This window comes from Burkholderia sp. JP2-270, from assembly GCF_003233675.1.
GTDB classification, from domain to species: Bacteria; Pseudomonadota; Gammaproteobacteria; order Burkholderiales; family Burkholderiaceae; genus Burkholderia; species Burkholderia pyrrocinia_C.
Genome location: NZ_CP029824.1, coordinates 1,760,383 through 1,785,797, shown reverse-complemented (window position 1 = coordinate 1,785,797; position 25,415 = coordinate 1,760,383). Strand labels below are relative to the sequence as shown.

Sequence of the window (25,415 nt, the reverse complement as noted above, 5' to 3'; positions counted from 1 at the left end):
TACAGGATTTTGCAGCAGCCGGCGCGGCATCGCGAACCGGCCGTTCAGGACGCGCTGACGTGACCCTGATGCGGCCCTGCCTGCGGGACGCGGTGCGGCAGGCGCCCGCGCGCCGGCGCTTGCACCGTGTGCGGTGTCCCGGTGCTACGAAGCGATGGTCGGGGCCGCGGATGCCGCGGCGGCCTCACGGCGCGCGCGCCCCGCATCCGCCACCGGCTCGTCGCAATGGCCGGCCTGCGGCAGCAGATGAAGCACGGCGCGCTCGACCGAGTCGACACCGATCGCGTCGACGGTCGCGCCGGCGCGCAGGATCACGTGCGGCACGCCGAGCGGATGCCAGCGCAGGTATTTCTCGGGACGGTCCTCGAACAGCGCGGCGACCGGCACGCCGAGCGCGGACGCGAGATGCACGGGTGCGCTGTCGGCCGACACGATCGTATCGAGCAGGCTCGCGGCAGCCACCAGATCGGCGACCGACGACGGCGCTACATGGCGTGCGTTCACATCGCGCCACGCCTCGTCCTCGGCGGTATTGCGGATGGCCGGATCGCGGAACACGATCACGTCGGCGAACGGCGCGAGCCGCTCGCCGAGGTCGCGCCAGCGGTCCGCGGGCCAGCGGCGTTCCACTGCCTTGTTCGACACGAACAAACCGACGCGCGGCTTCGTGCGCTCCCCGAGCAGGCGATACCACACGTCCTGCAGCGTGCGATCGGGATGAACCGACAGCTTGAGGCGGTCGAGATCGGCGCGGCCGAGTTCGGGCACGAGCCGGAACCCCGACAGCGCCTCGTGGCATATCGGCCGCTGCGCGACGTGCTCGGGCTTGCGATCGTCGAATTCGGTGTCGGCATCGTGCCAGCGGCAATCCTTCGCGCCGAGCTGGCGCGCGAACTGCATGCTGCTGCGATGCATCCCGCCGTTCGGCACGACCACGAGGTCGAACCGCAGGCGACGCAGGCGGCGCACGAGCCGCAGCCGGTCGAAGAACGCGCGCATCCGCCCGGGACGATCGTTGCGTTCGCATTGGCGGCTGTACACGTACGTGTGAACCGTGTGCACGTCCGGGTTGCCGGCCAGCGCGGCCGCGTTGTAGCGGTTCGCGACCACATGCAGTTCCGCGCCGGGCCAGCGCTCCTTCAGCGCACCGAGGAACGCGGTCGTGCACAGCATGTCGCCCAGAAAATCAATCCGGATCACGAGGATCCGCCCCGTCGGGTTCCCGTTGGCCATGGTCATGTGATGGACTGTCAGTTTTTATCGTCGCGACGGGCCGATGCCCCGGCATCCTGTTCCGGGGCGGCCCTGTCGCGCGTTGCCGCTCGCCGCGCGGATCCGCCCCCGTTTGTGTGCGTGTGCGAGCGCGGCTTGCGCCGGATTGTATAGCGTCCGGATGGCCGGCCCAAGACCCGGGTACCCGAAGATGTAGACACGGCCCGCCGCACCGCACGATGGCGATGCAACGGGCCGCGTATCGCGACAGCCGTCCGGTAGGGATGTGGTCAGTACGTGATTTCGACGACACTGCCGTCGAACGCCGCGCGCAGTTCCGCGAGCAGCATGTCGCTCGGCTTCACGCGCCACGCGTCGCCCAGACGCATTTCGCCTTGCGCCCGCGCGTTGCTGTAGTGGATCTGGACCGCGAGGCCGTTCGGCAACGGCGCCTGCGGGCGACGACCGCCGTCACGCCCGCCGCCGCGCGGTGCAGGCGCTTCGACCGCGTGCGCGGCGGCCGGATCGTCCTTCGACACGTGCGGCTCGAGCACGCGGCGCAGCGCGGCTGCGTCGGCGTTGCCGTTCATCGTCAGCCGCACGGCCTGCGCATAGCGGCTGCGCGCGCGTTCGAGATCCATCACGGTATCGGTCGTAAAGCGGATGCCGCCCGTGAATGCGTCGTTGCGCGCCTGCCCCTGCACGATCAGCAGTTCGTCTTCCTTGAACAGCGCCTTGTTCGCCTCGAACTGCTCGTTGAAGATCGTGATCTCGCACTGGCCCGAACCGTCGTCGAGCAACGCAATCAGCATCTTGCCGCGCTGGGTCATCTGCGTGCGCAGCGATGCGATGATGCCCGCGACGAGCTTGTCGCGCCCTTCCTTCAGGTCGCCGACCTTTTGCCGCACGAAGCGGCGCACCTCGTCGCGATACGCGTCGAACAGGTGGCCGGACAGGTAGAAGCCGAGCGCGCCCTTTTCTTCCTGCAGGCGACGCTTGTCGTCCCACGCCGGTTCATCGACGAGCGCATGCGCGTGCGGCGACTCGGCGCCCATGTCGAACAGCCCGGCCTGCATCGCGTTCGCCTCGGCCTGGTCGGCCGCTTCCATCGCGAGCGGCACCGACGCGAGCATCTGCGCGCGGTTCGCGTTCAGCGAATCGAACGCGCCGGCGCGGATCAGCGCCTCGACCGTGCGGCGGTTGACGACGCGCCGGTCGATCCGTTCGCAGAAATCGAACAGGTCGGTGAACGCCTTTTCCTCGCGAGCGCGCAGGATTTCCTCGATCGCGTTCTGGCCGCTGCCCTTCACCGCGCCGAGGCCGTAGCGGATCGTGCGCGAGCGCTTGCCGTCGGCTTCGGCGACGGGCTCGAACCGGTAATGCGACTGGTTGATGTCGGGCGGCAACACGACGAGGTTGTTCACGACGCAGTCGTCGAACAGGATCTTCACCTTGTCGGTGTCGTCCATCGCGAGCGTCATGTTGGCCGCCATGAATTCGGCCGGATGGTGCGCCTTCAGCCACGCGGTGTAATACGCGAGCAGTGCATACGCGGCCGCGTGCGACTTGTTGAAGCCGTAGCCCGCGAACTTCTCCATCAGGTCGAAGATCTCGTCGGACTTCTCGCGCGTGAGGCCGTTCTTCGCCGCACCCTCGGCGAAGATCTCGCGGTGCTTGGCCATCTCCTCGGGCTTCTTCTTGCCCATCGCACGACGCAGCAAGTCCGCGCCGCCGAGCGAGTAGCCGCCGATGATCTGCGCCATCTGCATCACCTGCTCCTGATAGACCATGATGCCGTAGGTCTCTTTCAGGACGGGTTCGACGCGCGGATCCGGATAGTCGACCTTCTCGCGGCCGTGCTTCCGTGCGCAGAAGCTCGGGATCAGGTCCATCGGGCCCGGACGGTACAACGACACCAGCGCGATGATGTCCTCGAAGCGGTCGGGCTGCGCATCCTTCAGCATGCCCTGCATCCCGCGGCTTTCCAGCTGGAACACCGCGACCGTGTTGGCCTTCTTCAGGATCTGGAAAGACGCCGGATCGTCGAGCGGCACCTGCGCGAGCGACCAGTCGGCCTTCGACGGATCGAGGCGGCGAATGTAGCGCTCGGCCCAGTCGAGGATCGTCAGCGTCGTGAGGCCCAGAAAGTCGAATTTCACGAGGCCGACGGCTTCGACGTCGTCCTTGTCGTACTGGCTGACGACGCCGCCATCGTCGCCCTGCGTGTACAGCGGGCAGAAATCGGTCAGCTTGCCGGGCGCGATCAGCACGCCGCCCGCGTGCATCCCGACGTTACGCGTGAGGCCCTCGACGCGCTGCGCGAGATCGAGCAGCTGGTGGACTTCGTCCTCGTGGTCGTAGCGCTCCTGCAACTGCGGCTCTTCCTTCATCGCATCGGCGATCGTCACGTGCTTGCCCGGCTTGAACGGGATCAGCTTCGCAACGCCGTCGGTGAACATGTAGCCGAGGTCGAGCACGCGGCCGATATCGCGCACGGCCGCCTTCGCAGCCATCGTGCCGAAGGTGGCGATCTGCGACACGGCGTCCGCGCCGTACTTCTCCTTCACGTACTGGATCACGCGGTCGCGGCCGTGCTGGCAGAAGTCGATGTCGAAGTCGGGCATCGACACGCGTTCCGGGTTCAGGAAGCGCTCGAACAGCAGGTTGTAGCGCAGCGGGTCGAGGTCGGTAATGCCGAGCGCGTACGCGACCAGCGAGCCGGCGCCGGAGCCGCGGCCCGGGCCGACCGGCACGCCGTTGTTCTTCGCCCAGTTGATGAAGTCCGCGACGATCAGGAAGTAGCCGGGAAAGCCCATCTTCGTGATGGTCCCGCACTCGAATTCGAGGCGCTTGTAATACGTGTCGCGCTGCGCGTCGCGTTCGGCTTCGGCCGGATAGAGCTGCACGAGCCGTGTCTCGAGCCCTTCCTTCGACAGCTGGACCAGGTAGTCGTCGAGCGACATGCCGTCCGGCGTCGGGAACAGCGGCAGCTTCGGCTTGCCGAGCTCGAGCTTCAGGTTGCAGCGTTTCGCGATCTCGACCGTGTTCGCGACCGCCGACGGCAGGTCGGCGAACAGCGCGGCCATATCGTCCTGCGTGCGAAAATACTGGTCGGTCGTGAAGCGTTTCTGGCGTCGCGGGTTCGCGAGGATGTCGCCTTCCGAAATGCACACGCGCGCCTCGTGCGCGGTGAAATCGTCGTCGGTCATGAATTGCGTCGGGTGCGTCGCGACGACCGGCAGCTTCAGCGACGCGGCGAGCGTCGCGGCCTGCTGGATGTACGCCTCGGCGCCCGGCTGGCCGTACCGCTGCAGCTCGATGTAGAAGCCGCCCGGAAACACCTTCGCCCAGCGTTCGGCGTGACGGCGCGCAGCTTCTTCGTTGCCGGCCGCGAGCGCGAGCCCGATATCGCCCTGCTGCGCGCCCGACAGCGCGAGCAGCCCCTGCGCGAGCTCGCCGTCGAGCCAGCTCGCGTCGAGTTCCGCGCGGCCGCGATACTGGTTCGTGAGCCATGCCTTCGACAGCAGCTCGCAAAGATTCAGGTAGCCGACCTTGTCCTTCACCAGCAGCAGCAGCCGCGACGGCTTGTCGCGATCGTCCGGATTCATGATCCAGACGTCGCAGCCGGCGATCGGCTTGATGCCCTTGCCGCGGGCTTCCTGGTAGAAACGGACGAGGCCGAATGCGTTGCCGAGATCGGTGAGCGCGAGCGCGCCCTGGCCGTCTGCGGCCGCCGCCTTGACGATGTCGTCGAGACGCACGATGCCGTCGGCAATCGAGAATTCGGAGTGAACGCGAAGATGAACGAAGCGGGGATCTGACATGGGCGTTATTGTAGCCGCGTCGCCGCGCAGGCTGCCCAAAAAATCCCCGCACTGGCCGTTCGGCCGATGCGCGCGACGCCACGCCGCGCGGCTGGCCAAGGTCAGGGCCTGTTCCCGCTAATAACGGGCTTGCGCTGGCCGCCAGACGGCGCTCCTTGCTTCTTGCACTGCGACCGGCAACGCTCGTTCGCAAGCCCGTTATTAGCGGGAACAGGCCCTGGATGCCGGTACGTGCGCGGTTTGCGGGATAATACGGGTTTTCGAATCATCGCCACGGCTTCGCACCCTTTTTTGCGGGCCGCCGTGCGGCCGTTTTCCCGTCGGACCATCATGACCATCGTCAACCTCGCCGCCTACCACTTCGTCTCGCTCGACGCGAACGAGCAATGGCGCCCGCTCGTCACCGCCCGCTGCAACGAACTCGACCTGCGCGGCACGATCCTGCTCGCGCCTGAAGGCATCAACCTGTTCATCGCCGGCACGCGCGAAGCGGCCGACGCGTTCGTCGACTATCTTCGCCACGATCCGCTGTTCGAGGGCAAGTTCGCGACGCTGCAGTTCAAGGAAAGCCTGTCCGACTCGCAGCCGTTCCGCCGCATGCTCGTGCGCCTGAAGCGCGAGATCATCACGATGAAGAAGCCGGCGATCAAGCCCGAGCTCGGCCGCGCGCCGTCGGTCGACGCGCGCACGCTGAAGGCATGGCTCGACCGCGGCCACGACGACGCCGGCCGCCCGGTCGTGATGCTCGACACGCGCAATGCGTTCGAGGTCGACGTCGGCACGTTCGACGACGCGCTCGACTACCGGATCGACAAGTTCAGCGAATTCCCGGAAGTGATCGATGCGAACCGCGCCGACCTCGACGGCAAGACGGTCGTGTCGTTCTGCACGGGCGGCATCCGATGCGAGAAGGCCGCGATCCACATGAAGGAAATCGGCATCGAGAACGTGTACCAGCTCGAAGGCGGGATCCTGAAGTATTTCGAGGAAGTCGGCGGCGCGCACTATCACGGCGACTGCTTCGTGTTCGACTACCGCACCGCGCTGAACCCGCAACTCCAGCCCACCGAGAACGTCACGTGCTTCGCGTGCCGCGCGGTCGTCACGCCGGAAGCGCAACAGTCGCCGAGCTACGTGCCCGGCAAGTCGTGCCCGGCCTGCGCGCAGGCAGCCAGCGCGGCGTAAGCGCACGGCCCGCGCCCCGATGAACGGCTATCGCGGCCGCTTCGCGCCGTCGCCCACCGGGCCGCTGCACTTCGGCTCGCTGGTCGGCGCGCTCGCGAGCTGGCTCGACGCGCGCGCGCACGGCGGCGCATGGCTCGTGCGCATCGAGGACCTCGACGGCCCGCGCACGGTACCCGGCGCGGCCGACGACATCCTCGCGACGCTCGCGCATTTCGGCATGACGCCCGACGAGCCGCCCGTATGGCAAAGCACGCGCGATGCCGCGTACACGGCCGCGCTCGAGCAGCTCGTCGCAGCGGGGCTCGTCTATCCGTGCGGCTGCACACGCAAGGAAATCGCCGACTCGCTGCGCGCCGCGCACGAGCGCCACACGACGCTCGCGTATCCGGGCACCTGCCGCACCGGTCTGCACGGCAAACCCGCGCGCGCATGGCGGCTGCGCGTACCGGACGGCGACGCGGCGATCGTCACGTTCGACGACCGCTGGCAGCACGCGCAATCGCAAAACCTCGCGACCGAAGTCGGCGATTTCGTGTTGAAGCGCGCGGACGGGCAATGGGCCTATCAGCTTGCGGTCGTCGTCGACGATGCCGATGCGCGCATCACGCACGTCGTGCGCGGCGCCGACCTGCTCGATTCGACCGCGCGCCAGATCCATCTGCAACACTGCCTCGGCGTGCCGACGCCGCGGTATCTGCACGTGCCCGTCGTCGTCGACGCAAACGGCGAGAAGCTCAGCAAGCAGACGGGCGCGACCGCGCTCGAACGCGACGATCCGCTGCCGGCGCTGCAGGCCGCGGCCGCGCATCTGGGCCTCGCGCCCGATGGCGCGCTCGCGGGCACGACGCTGGATGCGTTCTACGCGGCCGCGACGGCCGCGTGGGCGCAACGCTTCGGGCCGCTGGCCGGCTAACGCGCCTGGCAAGCCGGTTTCGCGCCGACCGAGTGCCGGTTTAGCATCGCGTGCCGCGAAGCCCGCATCCCGCCCGCCCCATCCAACCACAGCCCCAATAAAAAAACGGGCACATGCTCATCGCATGCACCCGCTTTTGCGGCAGCGCTCGCGCGCCGCACCGCCACGTCCGCCGGGCTTACGCCGACGGCTTGCGCGGCATCCCGAACCCGCCGAGCAGCGCAGCGACCTGTCGCTTCGGCCCTTTCTTCTCGGGCTGCTGCGCAGGCTGCGCGTCGTCCGACTGCTTCGCCGCCGCCGAAGGCTCATACGGCTTCAGGAAGAAATCGTCGACCGGCGCTTCGTGGCGACGGTGATGGCCACTGCGCTCGGAACCGGCCGAGCGGCGCCCCGATGCACCGCGATGCTCGTCGCGTTCGCGACGACCGCCCCGTTCGCCACCGCGCTCGCTGTTGCGGTCGCCGCCGCGCTCGCCGCCACGGTCGTCTTGACGATGGCGCGCCGGCTTGTCGAGCGCGAGCGTCTGCACTTCGAGCGGACGCTTGATCAGCTTCTCGATATCGGCGAGCTGCTTGCGCTCGTTCGGGCTGCACAGCGACAGCGCGTCGCCGGTCGCGCCCGCACGGCCCGTACGGCCGATCCGGTGCACGTAGTCTTCCGCGCTGAACGGCAGGTCGAAGTTGATCACGGCCGGCAGCTCGACGATGTCGAGGCCGCGCGCGGCCACGTCGGTCGCGACCAGCGCCTCGATTTCGCCGCGCTTGAACGCGTCGAGCGCCTGCATCCGCTCGATCTGCGTCTTGTCGCCGTGGATCGCCGACGCGACCACGCCATCGCGCTCGAGATTGCGCGCGAGCCGGCTCGCGCCGATCTTGCTGTTGCAGAACACGATCACCTGCTTGAGCCCGCGATCGCGCAGCAACTGCACGACGGCCGCCTGCTTGTCGCCTTCGGCGACGTCGTAAACGATCTGCGTGACGTTCGCGTTCGTCGAATTGCTGCGCGCGACCTCGATCGTCTGCGGGTTGCGCAGGTAGGTCGACGCAAGCTTCTTGATTTCCGGCGAGAAGGTGGCCGAGAACAGCAGCGTCTGGCGCTCCTTCGGCAGCAGGTTCAGGATCCGCTGCAGGTCCGGCAGGAAGCCCATGTCGAGCATCCGGTCGGCCTCGTCGAGCACGAGCATCTGCACCTGCCCGAGGTTCGCGGTCTTCTGCTGCACGTGGTCGAGCAGGCGGCCCGGCGTCGCGATCAGGATCTCGACGCCGCGGCGCAACTCGGCCATCTGCGGGTTCATGTCGACGCCGCCGAACACGACCGCGCTGCGCAGCGGCGTGTGCTTCCCGTACGCATGCACGTTCGCGGCGACCTGGTCGGCCAGTTCGCGGGTCGGCGTCAGAATCAGCGCGCGCACCGGGTGGCGCGCGGGCGATGCGCTCGTGTTGGCCTGCGGCAGCAGGCGCTGGATGATCGGCAGCGAGAAACTCGCGGTCTTGCCGGTGCCTGTTTGCGCGGCGCCCATGACGTCGCGGCCGGCGAGCACGACCGGAATGGCCTGCGCCTGGATCGGCGTCGGCGTCGTATAGCCCTGCTCCACAATGGCTTTCAGGATATCGGCGGCAAGGCCGAATTGGTCGAAGGTTGCGTCGACGGGCTTGGCGACAGAATCGGACATGGTGGCGTTTCGCTCAAAAGGCGCGGCGGGGACATCGTGCGTCAGGCCAGCCGGGCCTGCGCTCATCACAATTCGGAAATAGACGGAGCCGCGGCGCGCCGCGCGGCGCCGCTCTGGCGCTTGGGACCGGTTCAATGCGAACGCTGGACACCAGGCCGTGCGGACTCCGTTCGGCGCGAATGCCGGCGGAAAGGGCCGTATTGTAGCACTGCGCGGCCATCTGTCCGTGACAACGCCGCGAACGGCCGCAGCGGCGGTTCGCGCGACGAGCCCGGACGGCACCGCGCGGCCGGCGGACGGCCCGGTCGGGCTATCCCGATCGGTCGTCGAGCGATATAAGGGGCCCGATCAAGGACTGCGTCGCCCGGCGTCCGCGGCCGCCCCGAGCGCCGAACCGTCAGGTCTCAGGTCCGGCAGCAGGCAGGCGCCGACGGCGCACGATCGACGATTGCGCCCGGCACTCAGCCCTTCTTCTTTTTCTTATCGACCTGCACGCAGTCGCCCAGCAGCGGCGGCGACTTCTGGTCGGCGATCTCGTCGCGCAGCGTCGCTTCCTTGCCCTTCGTCCACCACGTATAGCGGCCGGCCTGATAGCGCGCGCCCGAGGCCGACACGGTATCGACGAACAGCAGTTGCCGCCCGTTGACCGGCACGAGCGCGAAGCTCTGGCCGTTGCCCGCGAGCCAATACGACACGCGCACGGGCTGCTTCTGGTTCGCGCACTGGTAGACGGTCTGCTGGCGCGAATCGGCGTCGATCTCTTCGACGGTCAGTTGCGCGGCATGCGCGACGGAAACGGCGGTGCCGGCGAGCGCGAGTGCGGCGACGGTTTGGCGAATCATGCAGGTCCTTTCACGAGACGGGTCGAAACGCGCCCTCGCGGGGCGCGGTTATCGTTGCTTATCGCACCGGTTATTGTCGTCAGGGATCGATGACGTCGGCGCACGCGTCGGTCGGCGCGGCCGCGACATGGCCGACGAGCGGCACGATCTTGAGCCCGGCCGATGCCACCCGGCACGGCGCGGCCGCGAGGCCGCAACCCGCGAGGCTCGCGGCCAGCGCCAGCGCGGCGCCCAGCTTTCCGATACGCAGCCAGATCGGCGCCATCGCCCTCTCCTCGTTCCGTCAGCGGGCCGACACGGGCCGCACGGCCGCGGCGGCGCGCTTCGCGCGTTCGCGGGCTTCGTCGACGGTCGCGCCGGTCGCCAGCGCGACACCCATGCGCCGCTTCGCGAAACTTTCCGGCTTGCCGAACAGGCGCAGGTCGGCGCCCGGCACCGCGAGCGCGTCGCGCACGCCTTCGAACGCGATCCCGCGCTCGTCGAGCCCGCCGTAGATCACGGCCGACGCGGCCGGCGTACCGAGCGTCGGATCGACCGGCAGCCCGAGAATCGCGCGCGCGTGCAACTCGAATTCCGACTGGCGCTGCGATGCGAGCGTGACGAGGCCCGTATCGTGCGGCCGCGGGCTCACCTCGGAGAACCAGACGTCGTCGCCGCGCACGAACAGCTCGACGCCGAACATCCCGCGCCCGCCGAGCGCCTCGGTAACCTTGTGCGCGATCTCGCGCGACTTCTCGAGCGCCACCGCACTCATCGGCTGCGGCTGCCAAGACTCGACGTAGTCGCCCGCGACCTGCACGTGGCCGACCGGTTCGCAGAAGTAGGTGCGCGTGCCGAGCGTCGCCGGGTCGATCGCGCGCACGGTCAGTTGCGTGATCTCGTATTCGAAATCGACGAAGCCTTCGACGATCACGCGGCCGTGGTTCACGCGCCCGCCCGCCATCGCGTAGTCCCACGCGGGCTTCACGTCGGCTTCGGTCTTCACGACCGACTGCCCCTTGCCCGACGACGACATCACCGGCTTCACGACGCACGGCATGCCGATCTTCGCGACGGCCGCGCTGAACGCTTCGAACGAATCCGCGAATGCATACGGCGACGTCGGCAAGCCGAGCTCCTCGGCCGCGAGCCGGCGGATTCCTTCGCGGTTCATCGTGAGCTGCGTCGCGCGGGCGGTCGGGATCACCTCGGCGAGGCCGGCCGCCTCGATCGCCGCGAGCGCGTCGGTTGCGATCGCCTCGATCTCCGGCACGATCAGGTGCGGGCGCTCGGCCTCGACGATCGCCCGCAGCGCGGCGGCGTCCGTCATGTCGATCACGTGCGCGCGATGCGCGACCTGATGGCCCGGTGCGTCCGGATAGCGGTCGACCGCGATGACTTCTACGCCGAGCCGCTGCAACGCGATGATGACTTCCTTGCCGAGTTCGCCGGCGCCGAGCAGCATGACGCGCGTGGCCGAGGGTGAAAGCGGCGTACCGAGCCGCTGACCGATCTGCATGTGATTTCCCGCTTCTGGTGGAGGACGAAAACGGCTCCGATGTTAACACGCGCCACGGCGCCGGTTTGGCGGTTTCGCCGTGCCGCTGCCCGGCCGCGCGCCGCGCGCGGGCAGGCTGCGAACGTTTTCACGCGCGAAGTGTCGGCTCGCCTGCCGCGGGGCGGGTGCGTTACTCTTACGCCTTGATCAGAATCCGATGAGGAACGAGGCTCATGTCCCACCTGTTCGCAGCCGCACGCGCACGCACCGGCCTGCTTCGCCCGTTGCGCGCGCCGCTCTGCGCGTTGACGCTTGCCACGCTTCTCGCCGCCTGCGCGATGCCGACCCACCCCGATTCCGCCGCCCCCGCCCCCGACCCGTACAACCCGGCCGCGGTCCAGTTGCTCGACGACACGAGCTGGGAACTCACCAGCTGGCTGAACGCCGACGGCACGCCGCGCACGATCCCGCACGGCGACAACGGCGAGCCGATCAAGCTCGCGCTGTCGACCGATTCGGGCATCCGGCGCGCCAGCGGCTTCTCGGGCTGCAACCGCTATATGGGCACCTATACGATCAAGAACGGCCTGCTGAGCTTCGGGCCGCTCGCCGGCACGCGGATGGCCTGCCCGAATACGCTCGGCGGCCAGCTCGAACACGCGTACCTCGACGCGCTCGCCCATATCGAGAAGACCGGCCTGCAGATGCGCGAACCCAAGCAACTGCAGATCGTGACCAATGCCGGCGCAACGCTGACCTTCACGCACCGGAGCCCCTGACGCACCGCGCGCGCGAAGGCCGGCCGACCGCCTTCGCGCTGCGCGCCGCGCGCGTGTGCCGGACGCACGCGCCGCACGGCGTGAAACGAATTCACGCCGCCTTAGAATCTTGTTCGCCGGCCGGTTAAACTCGGCGGGTCGCGCCCCGTGCGCCCCTCCCCACTCCTGTTTCAAAGCATGCACACGGTTGTCTTCGGCTGGTTCGGCATCTCCGCCGTCTGGTTCCTCCTTCTGTTCTGGCGTCTCGTGCAGGCGATGCTGCCCGGCGGCGGCGGCCTCGCCGGCCGCGGCTCGATCCGCCTGTGGCTCGGCTTCGCCGCGGTGTTCGTCGCAAGCTGCACGCTGACGAGCGCGCTGTCGGGCCCCGACACGAATGCGCTCGGCCACGCGTTCTCCGCCGGCTTCGCCCATGTGCTCGGCCCGATCGGCACGCCGGTCGCGATGGTCGTGCTGCTCTTCGCAGGGCTGCCCTGGCTGACCGGCATCGGCTGGCGCCGGTTCGCCGCATGGGTCGACACATCGTTCGGCGTCAAGCTGTCGCGCGAGCGCGACGACGACGACGCCCGCGGTATCGCCGACCTGCCGCGCAGCGCGCTGCATCGCGACGACGACGTCGTGCAGCCGACCACCGCGCATACCGTCAACTCGATGGCACCGCGCCAGAACGGCCGGTATTCGCGCCCGACGCTGTGGAAACCCGACCCGCAGGCACGGCCGAAGCCGCGCAGCAAGACGCCCCCGCGTCCGCACACGGAACCCGTCGCGCCGTCAGGCTGGCTGAAACCGACCGCGACCGGTCGCAGCATGCCGGCACCGCCCGCACCGATCCCGACCAGCGCGATGCCGCCCCCGACGACCGGCAGTACCGCGAGCCTCGCGCGCGCGGCCGCTAACTCGCAAGTGCCGCGCCCCGATCCCGCCCCGCTTCCGGTTGGATTCGAACCCGTCCGGCCACGGCCGACGGCTGCGCGACCGGCCACCGCTGCACTGAAACAGACCGCTCCGCACACCACGGTCACGCCGCGGCCGGCGGGCGCACCGTCGCCGCGCCCGCCGGTGCGACCGGTGGCGGGAATCGGCGCGGCCGGCCTGCCGCCGGATACCGCGCGCCGCCGCCCGGCACCGCCAACGCCGGCGCGCGCGCCGCTCTATGCATGGACGGAAAAACCCGCGGCGCCGATCACGCCGGCGCCGAGCGTTCACGACACGCTGCGCTCGATCGAGGCCAGCACCGCACAATGGGCCACGCTCGGCGGTTCGCAGTCGACCGATGCCGTGCGCGCGGCGGCAGCCGCCGCAACCGTGGCCGGTATGGCAGCGGCAGCCGGCAGCGTTGCCGCGCCGGTGTCGGCTGCCGTGTCAAACGGGTTCGTCTCCGCGACGCATGGCCTCGCGGACCATGACGCCAGCGCCCCGGTCGAACACGATGCGGCGCCCGCTTACGCCGACAACGCGCCGATCCTGCTGGATGCATTCATGCCGGCAGCGTCCGGCACGGCGCATGCTCCGGTTACCGATACGGGCACCACGACGTTCGGCGACGTCGTCCCGCAGACGCTGCCGGATACCGACATCGACAATGCGGCGTTTTCGCATCACGGCGCCCCCGAGATCCGGCACGCCGACGATGTGCCCGCCGCGCCGGCATTCGGGATCGCGCCCGCGCCGTCGTTCGACGCGCCGATCGACCTCGCTCCGTGGGAAGACCTCGCCAGCCGGCCGGTTTCCGCATTCGATGGATCGGCCGGTAGCCCGATCGCCGCGTCGCCGACGGACGCGGCGGGAGCGGAGCCGGCCGATGCGGCCTTCGCGCAGCCGCAAGACGAGGCGGTTCACGACATCGCTGCAAGCAAAACGGTTGCGTCCATCGATATCGATGGCAAGTACGACGCGCAACCGGCTCCTGCGATCGATCGCCTTGCACCGGCCCATGCGCCGCAGCGCATCGCCGATGCTCACGCCGACGTCAAACCCGCCGCGGAGATCGCGCCGTTTGCGGCCCTCCCCTCTTCGTCGATCGCAGAATCGTCGGCACGCGTCAGTTCCGACGCCGTGCCGCTTGCGGCAGGGTCGGCGTTGACTGCATCGCGTACCGCATCGGAAACCGTCGAGCCGAAAGCCGGCGAGCGTGCCGCGCCGCTGTCGGTAATCGCACCAGGCGCCACGCCCGCGACAGATTGGACGCGGACACCGTCGATTCCGCCGACCGTGCAACCTGCAACGACAGATACGGCCGTCTCCGTGGAATTGCCGAAATCGCAGGCAGCTCAACCGTTTGCCGCAGCACCGACGGCTTCGGCCGCCGCTACTTCGCCGCTCGGCGGCGCCGCTCGCGGTGCGACCGCGCAGGTACCTGCATCTGCATCGAGCATTGCGCTCGACACAGCTGCGGCTTCACCGGTTGGCGTAACCCGTACGGCATCCGGTTCGCTTTCGCAACCGGCCGCGTCCGCATTAACCGTTGCACCAGTCGCTTCGACTTCCACGGTCGGCGCAACCGGTCCGGCATCCGCTTCGCTTTCACAGCCTGCCGCCTCGGCACCGGCCGTCGCATCGGTAGTATCGGCGGCACCGGCCAGCGTTACGGGCGCGACTTACGGTTCCCTCTCCCGCGAATCAACGCCCGCATCGATAGCCGCACCCGCCGCCGCACCATCGACCGCCGGCGCGCCGAATTTGACATCCGGTTCGACAACCCAAGCGCCTGCACCGGCGGCAACGCCTGCGACCGCTCCCGCGGCGCCTGTGAGTTTCGCGTCCGGCTCGATCGCCGCGCAGCCTTTCGCGCCCGCATCGACTCTTTCGACGAGCACGGCAACCGCGTCGACCGGCACGACGTTCGGCGAATCCGGCTCAACCGTACCGCAGCCGGCGGCCAGCCTGCCGGTTCCGCCAGCCGCTTCCGTCGTAACGACACCGTCCTCGGGCGCAGTCACCCCGATGACCACGGCCACAGCGGGCCCGGCTCAACCGGTCGCAGGCTCGCCTGTCATCGCGGCCGGATCGCTGGCGTCCATCGCCGCAACAACGGCGACGCAGCCCCTGTCGATCGCATCGGCGCCTGCGGCAACCGCAACCCCGACGTTCGCAACGCCGCCCGCCCCTGCCGCCTCGTCGGCGAGCTGGTCGACGCCGAATATGTCCGCAACGCCGGCTGTCGCATCGACCGACACACCGCAACCGGCAACAACCATTCCCGGCGCGGGCCTGCCCACGCCGGCGACTGTCGCTGCCGCGTCGACGCTTCCCGTTGCCGCCCCCATCGGAGCCATCGCCGCCGTGGCAACCGAACCGGCCGCGCCCGCCGCAACCGACACAGCCGTCGCTCCCGACACCCCCGCGCGCCAGCCGCGCCCGAACGCGTTCGAATTCCACGCGCCCGCGTCGTTCAACGTCGAACTGCCGACGCTCGACCTGCTCGAGCCCGCGTCCGACGACGTCGAAATGATCACCGAGGAACACCTCGCGCAGACGGCCCAGGTGATCGAACAGCGGCTGCAGGAATTCAAGGTGCCGGTGACGGTCGTCGGCGCGTCGGCCGGCCCCGTGATCACGCGCTTCGAGATCGAACCCGCGCTCGGCGTGCGCGGCAGCCAGATCGTCGGCCTGATGAAGGACCTGTCGCGCGGCCTCGGCCTCACGTCGATCCGCGTCGTCGAAACGATTCCCGGCAAGACCTGCATGGGCCTCGAACTGCCGAACGCGAAGCGCCAGATGATTCGCCTGTCGGAAATCCTTGCCGCGCGCGAGTACCAGCATTCGCCGTCGCAACTGACGATCGCGATGGGCAAGGACATCACCGGCCACCCGGTCGTGACCGATCTCGCGAAGGCGCCGCACATGCTCGTCGCCGGCACGACGGGCTCGGGCAAGTCGGTCGCGATCAACGCGATGATCCTGTCGCTGCTGTACAAGGCGACGCCCGAGGACGTGCGGCTCATCATGATCGACCCGAAGATGCTGGAACTGTCGGTCTACGAAGGCATCCCGCACCTGCTCGCGCCGGTCGTCACCGACATGAAGCTTGCGGCGAACGCGCTGAACTGGTGCGTCGGCGAAATGGAAAAGCGCTATCGGCTGATGTCGGCCGTCGGCGTGCGCAACCTCGCGGGCTTCAACCAGAAGATCCGCGACGCGGAAGCGAAGGAAAAGAAGATCGGCAACCCGTTCTCGCTGACGCCCGAGGATCCCGAGCCGCTGTCGAAGCTGCCGCTGATCGTCGTCGTGATCGACGAGCTGGCCGACCTGATGATGGTCGCCGGCAAGAAGATCGAAGAGCTGATCGCGCGTCTCGCGCAGAAGGCCCGCGCGGCCGGCATCCACCTGATCCTCGCGACGCAGCGTCCGTCCGTCGACGTGATCACCGGCCTGATCAAGGCGAACATCCCGACGCGCGTCGCGTTCCAGGTGTCGTCGAAGATCGACTCGCGCACGATCCTCGACCAGATGGGCGCCGAATCGCTGCTCGGGATGGGCGACATGCTGTTCCTGCCGCCGGGCACCGGTTATCCGCAGCGCGTGCACGGCGCGTTCGTCGCCGACGAGGAAGTGCACCGGATCGTCGAGTACCTGAAGCAGTTCGGCGAGCCGCAGTACGAGGAAGGAATTCTCGACGGCCCGGCCGCCGACGGCGCGACGCAGGACCTGTTCGGCGAAGCGCCGGACGCGGAAGCCGATCCGCTGTACGACGAAGCCGTCGCGTTCGTCGTGCGCACGCGGCGCGCGTCGATCTCGTCGGTGCAGCGGCAGTTGCGCATCGGCTACAACCGCGCCGCGCGCCTCGTCGAGCAGATGGAAGCGGCCGGGCTGGTATCGGCGATGGGCATCAACGGCAGCCGCGAGGTGCTCGTGCCGGCCGCGGCCGACTGACCAAGGCGGCCGCCCGGCCGCGATCGGCCGGCGCGGACGCACCGCGAAACCGGCCGCCCCGGAACACAAAGGGCGCTGCATCGGCAGCGCCCTTTGTCATTTACAGCGCCGGCACCAGCTTGAAGTCGACCGGCTTGCCGACCGCAACCTTCTGCGGATTCGCGCCGAGCTGCCCCGTTTCGGCATCGCGGCTGAACACGTAGAACGTATCGCTGTCCTGGTTGCCGACGATCAGCCACTTGCCGGTCGGATCGATCAGGAACTCGCGCGGCGTCTTGCCGAGGCTCGACTGGCGGCCGACGTGCTTCAGGCGGCCGTCGGCCTGGTTCACCGCGTAGATCACGATGTCGTTCGCGTCGCCGCGGTTGCTCGCATACAGGAAGCGGCCGTCCGGCGACAGATGAATCGCGCCGCCGCCGACCTTGCCCTTGAAACCCGGCGCCGTCATCGGCACCGTCTCGACCGGCGTCAGCTTGCCGTCGTGGTAGCCGAACACCTCGACCGACGCGTTCAGCTCGCTCGTCACGTACGCGAACCGGCCGTCGGCGCCGAACACCATGTGACGCGGGCCCGAACCGGCCTTCACCGGCGTGTAGCGCGTGTCGGTCGGGCCGATCAGCCCGCGGCTGCCGTCCACCGTGTAGCGGTAGCCGTAGAGCTTGTCCGCGCCGAGATCCTGCACGAACAGGTAACGGCCGTCCGGCGAAAACACCGTCGAGTGCACGTGCGCGCCGTCCTGGCGGCCCTTCACGGGCCCCGTGCCTTCATGGTGCACGGCCAGCACGGCCTGGCCGACCGCGCCGTCGTCGCGCAGCGGGAACACCGCGAAGCTGCCGCCCGGATCCGACGCAACCGAATAGTTGGCCGTCACGAGGTACTTGCCGTCCGGCGACAGCGCGAGATAGCAAGGATCGTTCCCCTCCGACGACACGCGGTCGATGAAGGTCAGCGCGCCCGTCTTCGCGTCGAAGCGGAACGCGCTGACGCCGCCGCGCTGCGTCGCCGGCCCGTCGTCGCCGGGCAGTTCGTTGACCGCGTAGACGGTGCGACCGTCGCGGCTCGGCAACAGATACGACGGATTCACGGTCTTCGCCGACGACACCGGCGCGACGCTGCCGGTTTTCGTATCGAAGCGGTAAACATAGATCCCGTCGCTGCCGCCCCCCGTATAGGTGCCGACGAGCAGGTTGTAGACGCCGTCGGCCGGGGCGGGCGATTGCTGCGCAAATGCATGGGTCGCGGACAGGGAAAGCACGATCGCGAAACCTTTCATCCAGTGAGCGAGCCTAAGCGGGAACCCTCGTGTCGAAGCGCGTGCGTCATGCTCGCGTAAACGGTTGGGCATTGAATCCTCCTTGCATCGAGTCGCTTCAAGTGTTGAGATAGGACGAAACGCCGGCCGTTCACGCGCTCCGCCGCCCGGCCGAGTATACGGGGCGCAGCGCCGGCGCGTGAAGCCCGGGCGCCGCCGTCCGCATTGTGAACTCGAAACCAAGGATCGCCTGCCCATGCCCGCCCTGATCGAAGACTACGCCCTCGTCGGCGACGGCCACACCGCCGCGCTGATCGCAAAAGACGGCTCCGTCGACTGGCTGTGCTGGCCCCGCTTCGATTCGGGCGCCTGCTTCGCGGCGCTCGTCGGCACGCCCGAGCACGGCCGCTGGCTGCTCGCGCCGGCCGCCGACGCCGCGATCACGCACACGACCCGCCGCTATCGCGGCGACACGCTGATTCTCGAAACCGATTACGAAAGCGCCGACGGCGCCGTCACCGTGATCGACTTCATGCCGCCCGGCAATGGCTGGTCCGAACTCGTGCGGATCGTCGTCGGCCGCCACGGCACGATGAAGATGCGCATGGAGCTCGTGTTGCGCTTCGACTACGGCTTCTCGGTTCCGTGGGTCACGCAACTGACCCGCGAGGACGGCATGAAGGCGATCGCCGGCCCCGACACCGTCGTGCTGCGTACGCCGGTGCCGCTCACCGGCAAGAATCTCCATACGATTGCGGAATTCACGGTGAGCGCCGACGAACGCGTGCCGTTCTCGCTCAGCTACGCGGCATCGCACATGCGGCTGCCGCCCGCGCGCGATCCGCTGTCGATGCTCGCGCGCACCGAGAACTACTGGCTCGAATGGTCGGGCCGCTGCCAGGTGCAGGGCCGCTACGCGGCCGCCGTGCGCCGTTCGCTGATCACGCTGAAGGCGCTCGCGTACGAGCCGACCGGCGGCATCGTCGCGGCGCCGACCACGTCGCTGCCCGAAAAGATCGGCGGCAACCGCAACTGGGACTACCGCTACTGCTGGCTGCGCGACGCGACGATCACGCTGCTCGCGCTGATGCGCGGCGGCTACTACGACGAGGCGCGCGCGTGGCGCACATGGCTCGGCCGCGTGATGGCCGGCTCGCCCGAGCAGATCCAGATCATGTACGGGATCGCCGGCGAGCGCCGGCTGCCGGAAATGGAACTCGACTGGCTGCCCGGCTATCAGGACTCGAAGCCCGTACGCATCGGCAACGGTGCCGCGAACCAGCTCCAGCTCGACGTGTTCGGCGAGGTGATGGCCGCTCTGCACCTCGCGCGCGTGGGCGGGCTGCAGGCCGACGACACGGTCTGGTCCGTGCAGTGCGCGCTGCTCGACCATCTCGAGAAGATCTGGCAGGAACCCGACGAGGGGGTCTGGGAAACGCGCGGCGGCCGCCGCCATTTCACGTTCTCGAAGGTGATGGCGTGGGTCGCGTTCGACCGCGCGATCAAGTCCGCGGAAATGTTCCGGCTGCCCGGCTCGCTCGACCGCTGGCGCGCGCTGCGCGAGCGGATCCATGCCGACGTATGCGACAACGCGTGGCACGAAGACAAGCAGGCGTTTGCGCAGAGCTACGGCAGCGACGAGCTCGACGCGAGCGTGCTGCTGATGCCGCTGCTCGGCTTCCTGCCGCCGGAAGACCCGCGCATCGTCGGCACGGTCGAAGCGATCGAGCGGGAATTGCTGCACGACGGGCTCGTGATGCGCTACCGCACGACCGAATACGACGACGGCCTGCCGCCCGGCGAAGGCACGTTTCTCGCGTGCAGCTTCTGGCTGGTCGACAATTACGCGCTGCTCGGCCGGATCGACGACGCGCACCGCCTGTTCAGCCGGCTGCTCTCGCTGTCGAACGACCTCGGGCTGCTCGCGGAGGAATACGACCCGGTTGCCGGGCGGCTCGTCGGCAACTTCCCGCAGGCGTTCTCGCACGTGGCGCTCGTGCATACCGCGATGAACCTGATGCACCACGAAGACGCAATGGCGCGCGCGGCCGGCCAGCCCGCGCCGGCGATGGCCACGGGGCGCTGAACGGGGCGCAGGCAGCTTCTTCAGAGAACGTCAAATCGCAAAGTTTTGATGAAAGATCGGGGAATTGTTGCGTTGCAACATTCATTGTTGTCCGATATGATCGACGCGATTGACCGGCCGCAGTGCAACATGGCCGGCCGCTGACCCCCACGGCACGCCGCGACGCCCCACGCCGCCCTTGCGCACCGTCCCCCACGCGGGAGTAGTCTGCATGCTTTACCAACTGCACGAATTCCAGCGGGCGATGCTGAGCCCGCTCACGGCCTGGGCCCAGGCCGCCTCCAAGTCGTTCGCCAATCCGTCCAGCCCGTTCTCGCTGATGCCGGGCGCGACGCGGATGGCCGCCGCGTACGAACTGATGTACCGGCTCGGCAAGGATTACGAGAAGCCCGAATTCAACATTCACCAGATCGTCAAGGACGGCCACAACATTCCGATCGTCGAGCAGACGATCGTCGAGAAGCCGTTCTGCCGGCTGCTGCGTTTCAAGCGCTATTCGGACGACGCCGACGCCGTCACGCAGTTGAAGGACGAGCCGGTCGTGCTGGTCTGCGCGCCGCTGTCGGGCCACCACTCGACGCTGCTGCGCGACACGGTGCGCACGCTGCTGCAGGATCACAAGGTCTACATCACCGACTGGATCGACGCGCGGATGGTGCCGGTCGAGACCGGCCCGTTCCACCTGCACGACTACGTCGCGTACATCCAGGAATTCATCCGTCACATCGGCGCGCGCAACCTGCACGTGATCTCGGTATGCCAGCCGACGGTGCCGGTGCTCGCGGCGATCTCGCTGATGGCGAGCCGCGGCGAGGACACGCCGCTCACGATGACGATGATGGGCGGCCCGATCGACGCACGCCGCAGCCCGACGTCGGTGAACTCGCTCGCGACGCAGCACTCCACCGCGTGGTTCGAGAACAACGTGATCCACACGGTGCCCGCGAACTATCCGGGCGAAGGCCGCCACGTGTATCCGGGCTTCCTGCAGCACACGGGTTTCGTCGCGATGAACCCGGAACGGCATGCGCAATCGCACTGGGATTTCTACCAGAGCCTGCTGCGCGGCGACGAGGACGACGCCGAAGCGCACCGCCGCTTCTACGACGAATACAACGCGGTGCTCGACATGGCCGCCGAGTATTACCTCGAGACGATCCGTGTCGTGTTCCAGGAATTCCGGCTGGCCGAAGGCACGTGGGATGTCGAAGGCGAGCGCGTGCGTCCGCAGGACATCAGGCACACCGCGCTGATGACGATCGAGGGCGAACTCGACGACATCTCGGGCAGCGGCCAGACGCACGTCGCGCACGAGCTGTGCACGGGCATCCCGCAAGACCAGCGCCGCAGCCTGACCGCCGAGAAGTGCGGTCACTACGGGATCTTCTCGGGCCGCCGCTGGCGCACGATCATCTACCCGCAGCTGCGCGACTTCATCCGCGAGCATGCGCCGGAACCGAAGCCCGGCGCGACGAAAGCGCAGCCCGTCGCACCGGCGGCCGCGACGCTCGCGGCCGTGCCGGCCGGCGACGCGCAAGCCGAAACGACACGGGCCACCGTGGCGAAGCGCACGCGCGCGAAGGCACCGGTCACGGCCGCTGCCCCCGCCAAGGCCGCACCGGCCGCGAAGCGCGAGCGCGCCGGCAGCAGCCCGCGTGCAAAAGCCGTACGCGCGCGCAAGGCCGCCTGACGCACGGCGTTCCGACGAAAAAACGCCGCCGTTGCCTGCGCACGGCGGCGTTTTTGCATCCGGCTGGCGCTGGTCGGCGCGTCAGCGCCGCAGCAGATACGCGAGCAGCACCTCGGTGTTCATCCGGACCATTTCCGCGCGCTCGTCGGCGTCGGTGAAGTCACGGCCGAGCGTCGCAGCGAGCGTGAAGCGGTTCGACACGATGTAGTAACCGAGCCCCGACAGCGTCACGTAGAAGCGCAGCGGATCGACGTCGCTGCGAAACAGCCCGGCCTTCTGGCCGCGCATCAGCACGTTGCCGAGCTTTGCGACGATCGGCGACATCATCTCGCGGATCCGCGTCGACTTGTGCAGGTAGCGCGCTTCGTGCAGGTTCTCGTTGTTGATGAGCCGGAGCAGCTCCGGATGGTCGCGGTAGTAGTCCCAAACGAAATGCGCGAGCCGCGTGACGGCTTCGACCGGCGCGACGCCGTCGAGATCGAGCACGCGCTCGGCCTCGGTCAGCGCGGAGAACGCGTGTTCGAGCACGGCCGTAAACAGCTGCTCCTTGCTGCCGAAGTAGTAATAGAGCATGCGCTCGTTGGTTTCGGCACGGCGCGCGATCTGGTCGACGCGTGCGCCGAACAGCCCTCCACTTGCGAACTCTTCGGCTGCCGCCATCAGGATGCGACGGCGCGTACCTTCAGGATCTCTTTTGATTTTTGGCTGATTCATGGTGGCGTTTTGCTATGTGAGCCGCGTGATCCGGACCGGCACCCCCACCGCCTCGGCGCCGGCCGCCGTGGAACGGGCGCGCCGCGTGCGGCCGCCCTCCTGCTGAGCCCCTGCAAAAAAGCGGTTCGATTATGCGCACAGACGGCGTCCAGCGCAATGCGGGAAATCGGCGATAATCAAGCTTTGGCAAACCTTTCCGGCCGCCCCCCGTGCGGCCGAGAGCCATTCGGCGCCGCTGCGCCCGTTGTCACCGTGACCGACTCCAAAACACTCGCGGATCGCATCGAAGATCTGCTTCCCCAGACGCAATGCACGAAGTGCGGCTATAACGGCTGCCGCCCGTATGCCGAGGCAATCGCCGCCGGCGATGCGAACTACAACCAGTGTCCGCCCGGCGGCGCCGAAGGCATCGCGCGCCTCGCCGGCCTGCTCGGCAAGCCGGTGATTCCGCTGAACCCCGTCAACGGCAGCGAGCATCCGCGCGCCGTCGCATTCATCGACGAAAACCTGTGCATCGGCTGCACGCTGTGCATGCAGGCGTGCCCGGTCGACGCGATCGTCGGCGCACCGAAGCAGATGCATACGATCGTCGAGTCGCTCTGCACGGGCTGCGACCTGTGCGTGCCGCCATGCCCTGTCGACTGCATCGCGATGCTGCCCGTGACCGGCGATCGCACGGGCTGGGACGCGTGGTCGCAGGAACAGGCCGATGCCGCGCGCGAACGCCATGACCTGCGGCTCGCCCGCCAGCGCCGCGAACGCGAGGCCGCCGAAGCGCGCGCCGCCGCACGCCGCGCGGCCAGTGCCGGCGCTGCGAAGCCGGCCACGGAGCGACCCGCAGCGCAGCCGGGCACGCCGGCAACCGAGCCGGCCGCGGACGATGCCGACGCGAAGAAACGCGCGATCATCGCCGCCGCGCTCGAGCGCGCGCGCAAGAAGAAGGAAGAACTCTCCGGGCAAGGCGCCGGGCCGAAGAACACCGAAGGCGTGAGCGCGGCCGTCCAGGCGCAGATCGACGCGGCCGAGGCCCGCCGCAAACGGCTCGCCGAACAGCAGGCGCAGCGCGACGCCGAAGCCGCCGCGGCGGACGGCGACGACCACGATGCAGGCAACGACGGCCAAGACGGCCCGTCCGCACCGCCCGACCAGAACGCGCCATGAACGCCAGCAAGAGACACGCGATCTACGAAACGCTGCAGAGCCTCAATCCGCATCCGACCACCGAGCTCGAATACACGACGCCGTTCGAGCTGCTGATCGCCGTGATGCTGTCCGCGCAGGCGACCGACGTGTCGGTCAACAAGGCGATGCGGAAGATGTTTCCGGTCGCGAACACCCCGCGACAAATCGTCGCGCTTGGCGAGGAAGGCGTCACCGAGTACATCAAGACGATCGGTCTTTACCGAACCAAGGCGAAGAACGTGGTCGCGACGTGCCGGATCCTGCTCGACCGCTACGACGGCGAGGTGCCGGCCGATCGCGAAGCGCTCGAAAGCCTGCCGGGCGTCGGCCGCAAGACCGCAAACGTCGTACTGAACACCGCGTTCGGCCAGCCGACGATCGCGGTCGACACGCATATCTTCCGTGTCGCGAATCGTACGGGGCTCGCGCCGGGCAAGGACGTGCGGGCCGTCGAGGCCGCGCTGGAGAAGTTCACGCCGAAGGAATTCCTGCAGGATGCGCATCACTGGCTGATCCTGCACGGACGCTATGTGTGCAAGGCCCGCAAGCCCGAATGCTGGCACTGCGCGATCGAGCCGCTGTGCGAATTCAGGCCGAAGACGCCGCCGCCCGACGAATAAGCGTCAGGCGCGGCAGAGTCGCACCGCGCCGGTCCGGCGCAGCCCGCCACGCGGGCTCCGTCACGGCGCACACCCCCTTCCCCTGTCCGGTTACGCGTTGGACGTCGCGGTGGCATCGTCGGCCGCCGCGCCGCCCGCGCGCACGAGCGCCAGCACGGCCGCAAGGATCGCGACACCGCCCGCCCACTGCAGCGGCGACAGCGCTTCACCGAACAGCAGCGCCGCGAGAGCGACCGTCACGACCGGTTCGAGCGTCGACAGCATCGACGTGCGCGCGGCCCCGAGCCGCTCGAGCCCGGCGAAGAACGCGAGCATTGCCGCGACCGTCGAGACGAGCGCGATCGCGAGCATCGACGCCCAGCCGCCGGCCGTCGCGGGCCAGCGCGGCGGTGCGCCGAACGCCGCGGTCCGCACGACGGCGATCGCCACGAGCGTCGCGGTCGCCGACAGGCAGATGATCGCGGTGGTCGCGAGCGGATCGACGCCGCGTGTCGCCTTCGTGCCGCCGACGATGTACAGCGAATAGATCACCGCGGCGGCCAGCGCGAGCGCGATCCCGAGCGGCTCACCGTGCCCGCCGCCGACCATCAGCGCCGAACCCGCGACGCACAGCACGAGCGCGACGGCCTTCGCGCGCGTGAGGCGCTCGCCGAGCCACCACGCGGCCAGCAGCGTGACGAACGCCGGATACAGGTACAGCAGCAGCGCGACGAGGCTCGCCTGCGCGTGCTGCAGCGCGCTGAAATAGCAGAACGACTGGCCGACGTAGCCGAGCGCGCCCATCGCCACGAGCGGCGCGAGCGCGCGTCCGCGCGGCCACGCGACGCGGCGGTGCCGCGCGATCGCGGAGAGCACCGCGCCGCCGATCGCGAAGCGCACGATCAGCAGCCCGAGCACGTCGACGCCGGCCGCGTATGCGTACCGGCCGAAGATCGCCATCGCGCCGAACGCGGCGGCGGACAGCGCGACGTAGAGCGTGCCCTGCAGGGCGGCGGACGATGAGCGGGAGGTGGCGGTCATGACGGAACGGATGAGAACGGCGCGGTGAAAGGAATCGTCGGAGTTTAGCGGCGCGGCGGCGGCAAGCCTAGCCCGCGC

17 protein-coding genes are annotated in these 25,415 nt (G+C 68.7%); 8 read left to right on the top strand and 9 right to left on the bottom strand.

Features of this window, described 5'->3' with window-relative positions:
- Positions 1–144: 144 nt before the first annotated feature.
- The gene (locus tag DM992_RS08490) at positions 145–1,233 is read right to left on the bottom strand and encodes a glycosyltransferase family 9 protein (RefSeq protein ID WP_111016426.1); all 1,089 of its coding nucleotides are present in this window, start codon (positions 1,231–1,233) and stop codon (positions 145–147) included.
- 269 nt (positions 1,234–1,502) lie between these two features.
- Positions 1,503–5,036: a DNA polymerase III subunit alpha gene (gene dnaE / locus DM992_RS08485; RefSeq protein WP_111016424.1), complete on the bottom strand. Its 3,534-nt coding sequence runs from the start codon at positions 5,034–5,036 to the stop codon at positions 1,503–1,505.
- A 330-nt stretch (positions 5,037–5,366) separates the two neighbouring features.
- On the opposite strand from dnaE, the gene DM992_RS08480 reads away from it, so the two are divergent.
- Positions 5,367–6,221: a sulfurtransferase gene (locus DM992_RS08480; RefSeq protein WP_111016422.1), complete on the top strand. Its 855-nt coding sequence runs from the start codon at positions 5,367–5,369 to the stop codon at positions 6,219–6,221.
- A gap of 19 nt (positions 6,222–6,240) precedes the next feature.
- The gene (gene gluQRS / locus DM992_RS08475; protein WP_111016420.1) at positions 6,241–7,134 is read left to right on the top strand and encodes a tRNA glutamyl-Q(34) synthetase GluQRS; all 894 of its coding nucleotides are present in this window, start codon (positions 6,241–6,243) and stop codon (positions 7,132–7,134) included.
- Positions 7,135–7,312: 178 nt separating this feature from the next.
- On the opposite strand, the gene DM992_RS08470 is transcribed toward gluQRS, so the two are convergent.
- The 4 genes from DM992_RS08470 to purT form a co-directional block, all read right to left on the bottom strand.
- Positions 7,313–8,872: a DEAD/DEAH box helicase gene (locus DM992_RS08470; protein WP_111016419.1), complete on the bottom strand. Its 1,560-nt coding sequence runs from the start codon at positions 8,870–8,872 to the stop codon at positions 7,313–7,315.
- A gap of 395 nt (positions 8,873–9,267) precedes the next feature.
- Positions 9,268–9,648, bottom strand: a complete 381-nt coding sequence (locus DM992_RS08460; protein WP_111016417.1) for an MliC family protein — start codon at positions 9,646–9,648, stop codon at positions 9,268–9,270.
- Positions 9,649–9,727: 79 nt separating this feature from the next.
- Positions 9,728–9,913 (bottom strand): DUF6726 family protein, encoded by a 186-nt coding sequence (locus tag DM992_RS08455; RefSeq protein WP_072440792.1) that lies wholly within the window; start codon positions 9,911–9,913, stop codon positions 9,728–9,730.
- A gap of 18 nt (positions 9,914–9,931) precedes the next feature.
- Entirely contained in the window at positions 9,932–11,146 is a 1,215-nt protein-coding gene (gene purT / locus DM992_RS08450) for a formate-dependent phosphoribosylglycinamide formyltransferase (RefSeq protein WP_111016415.1), read from the bottom strand.
- Positions 11,147–11,358: 212 nt separating this feature from the next.
- Here purT and DM992_RS08445 point away from each other — a divergent pair, with 212 nt between their 5' ends.
- Together DM992_RS08445 and DM992_RS42640 are read left to right on the top strand one after the other, a co-directional pair.
- Positions 11,359–11,904: an META domain-containing protein gene (locus DM992_RS08445; protein WP_111016413.1), complete on the top strand. Its 546-nt coding sequence runs from the start codon at positions 11,359–11,361 to the stop codon at positions 11,902–11,904.
- Positions 11,905–12,081: 177 nt separating this feature from the next.
- On the top strand, positions 12,082–16,773 hold the full coding sequence (locus tag DM992_RS42640; RefSeq protein ID WP_111016411.1) for a DNA translocase FtsK: 4,692 nt from the start codon (positions 12,082–12,084) through the stop codon (positions 16,771–16,773).
- A 100-nt stretch (positions 16,774–16,873) separates the two neighbouring features.
- Here DM992_RS42640 and DM992_RS08435 read toward each other — a convergent pair whose 3' ends face one another.
- A complete protein-coding gene (locus tag DM992_RS08435) occupies positions 16,874–18,118 on the bottom strand; it encodes a lactonase family protein (protein WP_111016409.1) in 1,245 nt (414 codons plus the stop codon).
- A 163-nt stretch (positions 18,119–18,281) separates the two neighbouring features.
- Between DM992_RS08435 and DM992_RS08425 the strand changes: the two genes are divergently transcribed.
- The gene (locus tag DM992_RS08425) at positions 18,282–20,111 is read left to right on the top strand and encodes a glycoside hydrolase family 15 protein (protein ID WP_111016407.1); all 1,830 of its coding nucleotides are present in this window, start codon (positions 18,282–18,284) and stop codon (positions 20,109–20,111) included.
- A 211-nt stretch (positions 20,112–20,322) separates the two neighbouring features.
- Positions 20,323–21,801 (top strand): polyhydroxyalkanoate depolymerase, encoded by a 1,479-nt coding sequence (phaZ, locus tag DM992_RS08420; protein ID WP_111016405.1) that lies wholly within the window; start codon positions 20,323–20,325, stop codon positions 21,799–21,801.
- An 81-nt stretch (positions 21,802–21,882) separates the two neighbouring features.
- Here phaZ and DM992_RS08415 read toward each other — a convergent pair whose 3' ends face one another.
- Complete coding sequence (locus DM992_RS08415) at positions 21,883–22,515, bottom strand: TetR family transcriptional regulator (protein WP_111016403.1); 633 nt, start codon at positions 22,513–22,515, stop codon at positions 21,883–21,885.
- 156 nt (positions 22,516–22,671) lie between these two features.
- On the opposite strand from DM992_RS08415, the gene rsxB reads away from it, so the two are divergent.
- Both rsxB and nth read left to right on the top strand, forming a co-directional pair.
- Positions 22,672–23,676 (top strand): electron transport complex subunit RsxB, encoded by a 1,005-nt coding sequence (gene rsxB, locus DM992_RS08410; RefSeq protein ID WP_111016401.1) that lies wholly within the window; start codon positions 22,672–22,674, stop codon positions 23,674–23,676.
- The gene (gene nth, locus DM992_RS08405; protein WP_111016400.1) at positions 23,673–24,317 is read left to right on the top strand and encodes an endonuclease III; all 645 of its coding nucleotides are present in this window, start codon (positions 23,673–23,675) and stop codon (positions 24,315–24,317) included. The genes rsxB and nth overlap by 4 nt, the downstream gene beginning before the upstream one ends.
- 90 nt (positions 24,318–24,407) lie before the next feature.
- On the opposite strand, the gene DM992_RS08400 is transcribed toward nth, so the two are convergent.
- A complete protein-coding gene (locus tag DM992_RS08400) occupies positions 24,408–25,337 on the bottom strand; it encodes a DMT family transporter (RefSeq protein WP_111016399.1) in 930 nt (309 codons plus the stop codon).
- Between the last annotated feature and the right edge of the window lie 78 nt (positions 25,338–25,415).

Excerpts from the sequence above, each read along its gene's own strand:
- DM992_RS08490 (WP_111016426.1), bottom strand. The coding sequence starts at position 1,233 with ATGGCCAACGGGAACCCGACGGGGCGGATCCTCGTGATCCGGATTGAT.
- dnaE (WP_111016424.1), bottom strand. The coding sequence starts at position 5,036 with ATGTCAGATCCCCGCTTCGTTCATCTTCGCGTTCACTCCGAATTCTCG.
- DM992_RS08480 (WP_111016422.1), top strand. The coding sequence starts at position 5,367 with ATGACCATCGTCAACCTCGCCGCCTACCACTTCGTCTCGCTCGACGCG.
- gluQRS (WP_111016420.1), top strand. The coding sequence starts at position 6,241 with ATGAACGGCTATCGCGGCCGCTTCGCGCCGTCGCCCACCGGGCCGCTG.
- DM992_RS08470 (WP_111016419.1), bottom strand. The coding sequence starts at position 8,872 with ATGAGCGCAGGCCCGGCTGGCCTGACGCACGATGTCCCCGCCGCGCCT.
- DM992_RS08460 (WP_111016417.1), bottom strand. The coding sequence starts at position 9,648 with ATGATTCGCCAAACCGTCGCCGCACTCGCGCTCGCCGGCACCGCCGTT.
- DM992_RS08455 (WP_072440792.1), bottom strand. The coding sequence starts at position 9,913 with ATGGCGCCGATCTGGCTGCGTATCGGAAAGCTGGGCGCCGCGCTGGCG.
- purT (WP_111016415.1), bottom strand. The coding sequence starts at position 11,146 with ATGCAGATCGGTCAGCGGCTCGGTACGCCGCTTTCACCCTCGGCCACG.
- DM992_RS08445 (WP_111016413.1), top strand. The coding sequence starts at position 11,359 with ATGTCCCACCTGTTCGCAGCCGCACGCGCACGCACCGGCCTGCTTCGC.
- DM992_RS42640 (WP_111016411.1), top strand. The coding sequence starts at position 12,082 with ATGCACACGGTTGTCTTCGGCTGGTTCGGCATCTCCGCCGTCTGGTTC.
- DM992_RS08435 (WP_111016409.1), bottom strand. The coding sequence starts at position 18,118 with ATGCCCAACCGTTTACGCGAGCATGACGCACGCGCTTCGACACGAGGG.
- DM992_RS08425 (WP_111016407.1), top strand. The coding sequence starts at position 18,282 with ATGCCCGCCCTGATCGAAGACTACGCCCTCGTCGGCGACGGCCACACC.
- phaZ (WP_111016405.1), top strand. The coding sequence starts at position 20,323 with ATGCTTTACCAACTGCACGAATTCCAGCGGGCGATGCTGAGCCCGCTC.
- DM992_RS08415 (WP_111016403.1), bottom strand. The coding sequence starts at position 22,515 with ATGAATCAGCCAAAAATCAAAAGAGATCCTGAAGGTACGCGCCGTCGC.
- rsxB (WP_111016401.1), top strand. The coding sequence starts at position 22,672 with ATGCGGGAAATCGGCGATAATCAAGCTTTGGCAAACCTTTCCGGCCGC.
- nth (WP_111016400.1), top strand. The coding sequence starts at position 23,673 with ATGAACGCCAGCAAGAGACACGCGATCTACGAAACGCTGCAGAGCCTC.
- DM992_RS08400 (WP_111016399.1), bottom strand. The coding sequence starts at position 25,337 with ATGACCGCCACCTCCCGCTCATCGTCCGCCGCCCTGCAGGGCACGCTC.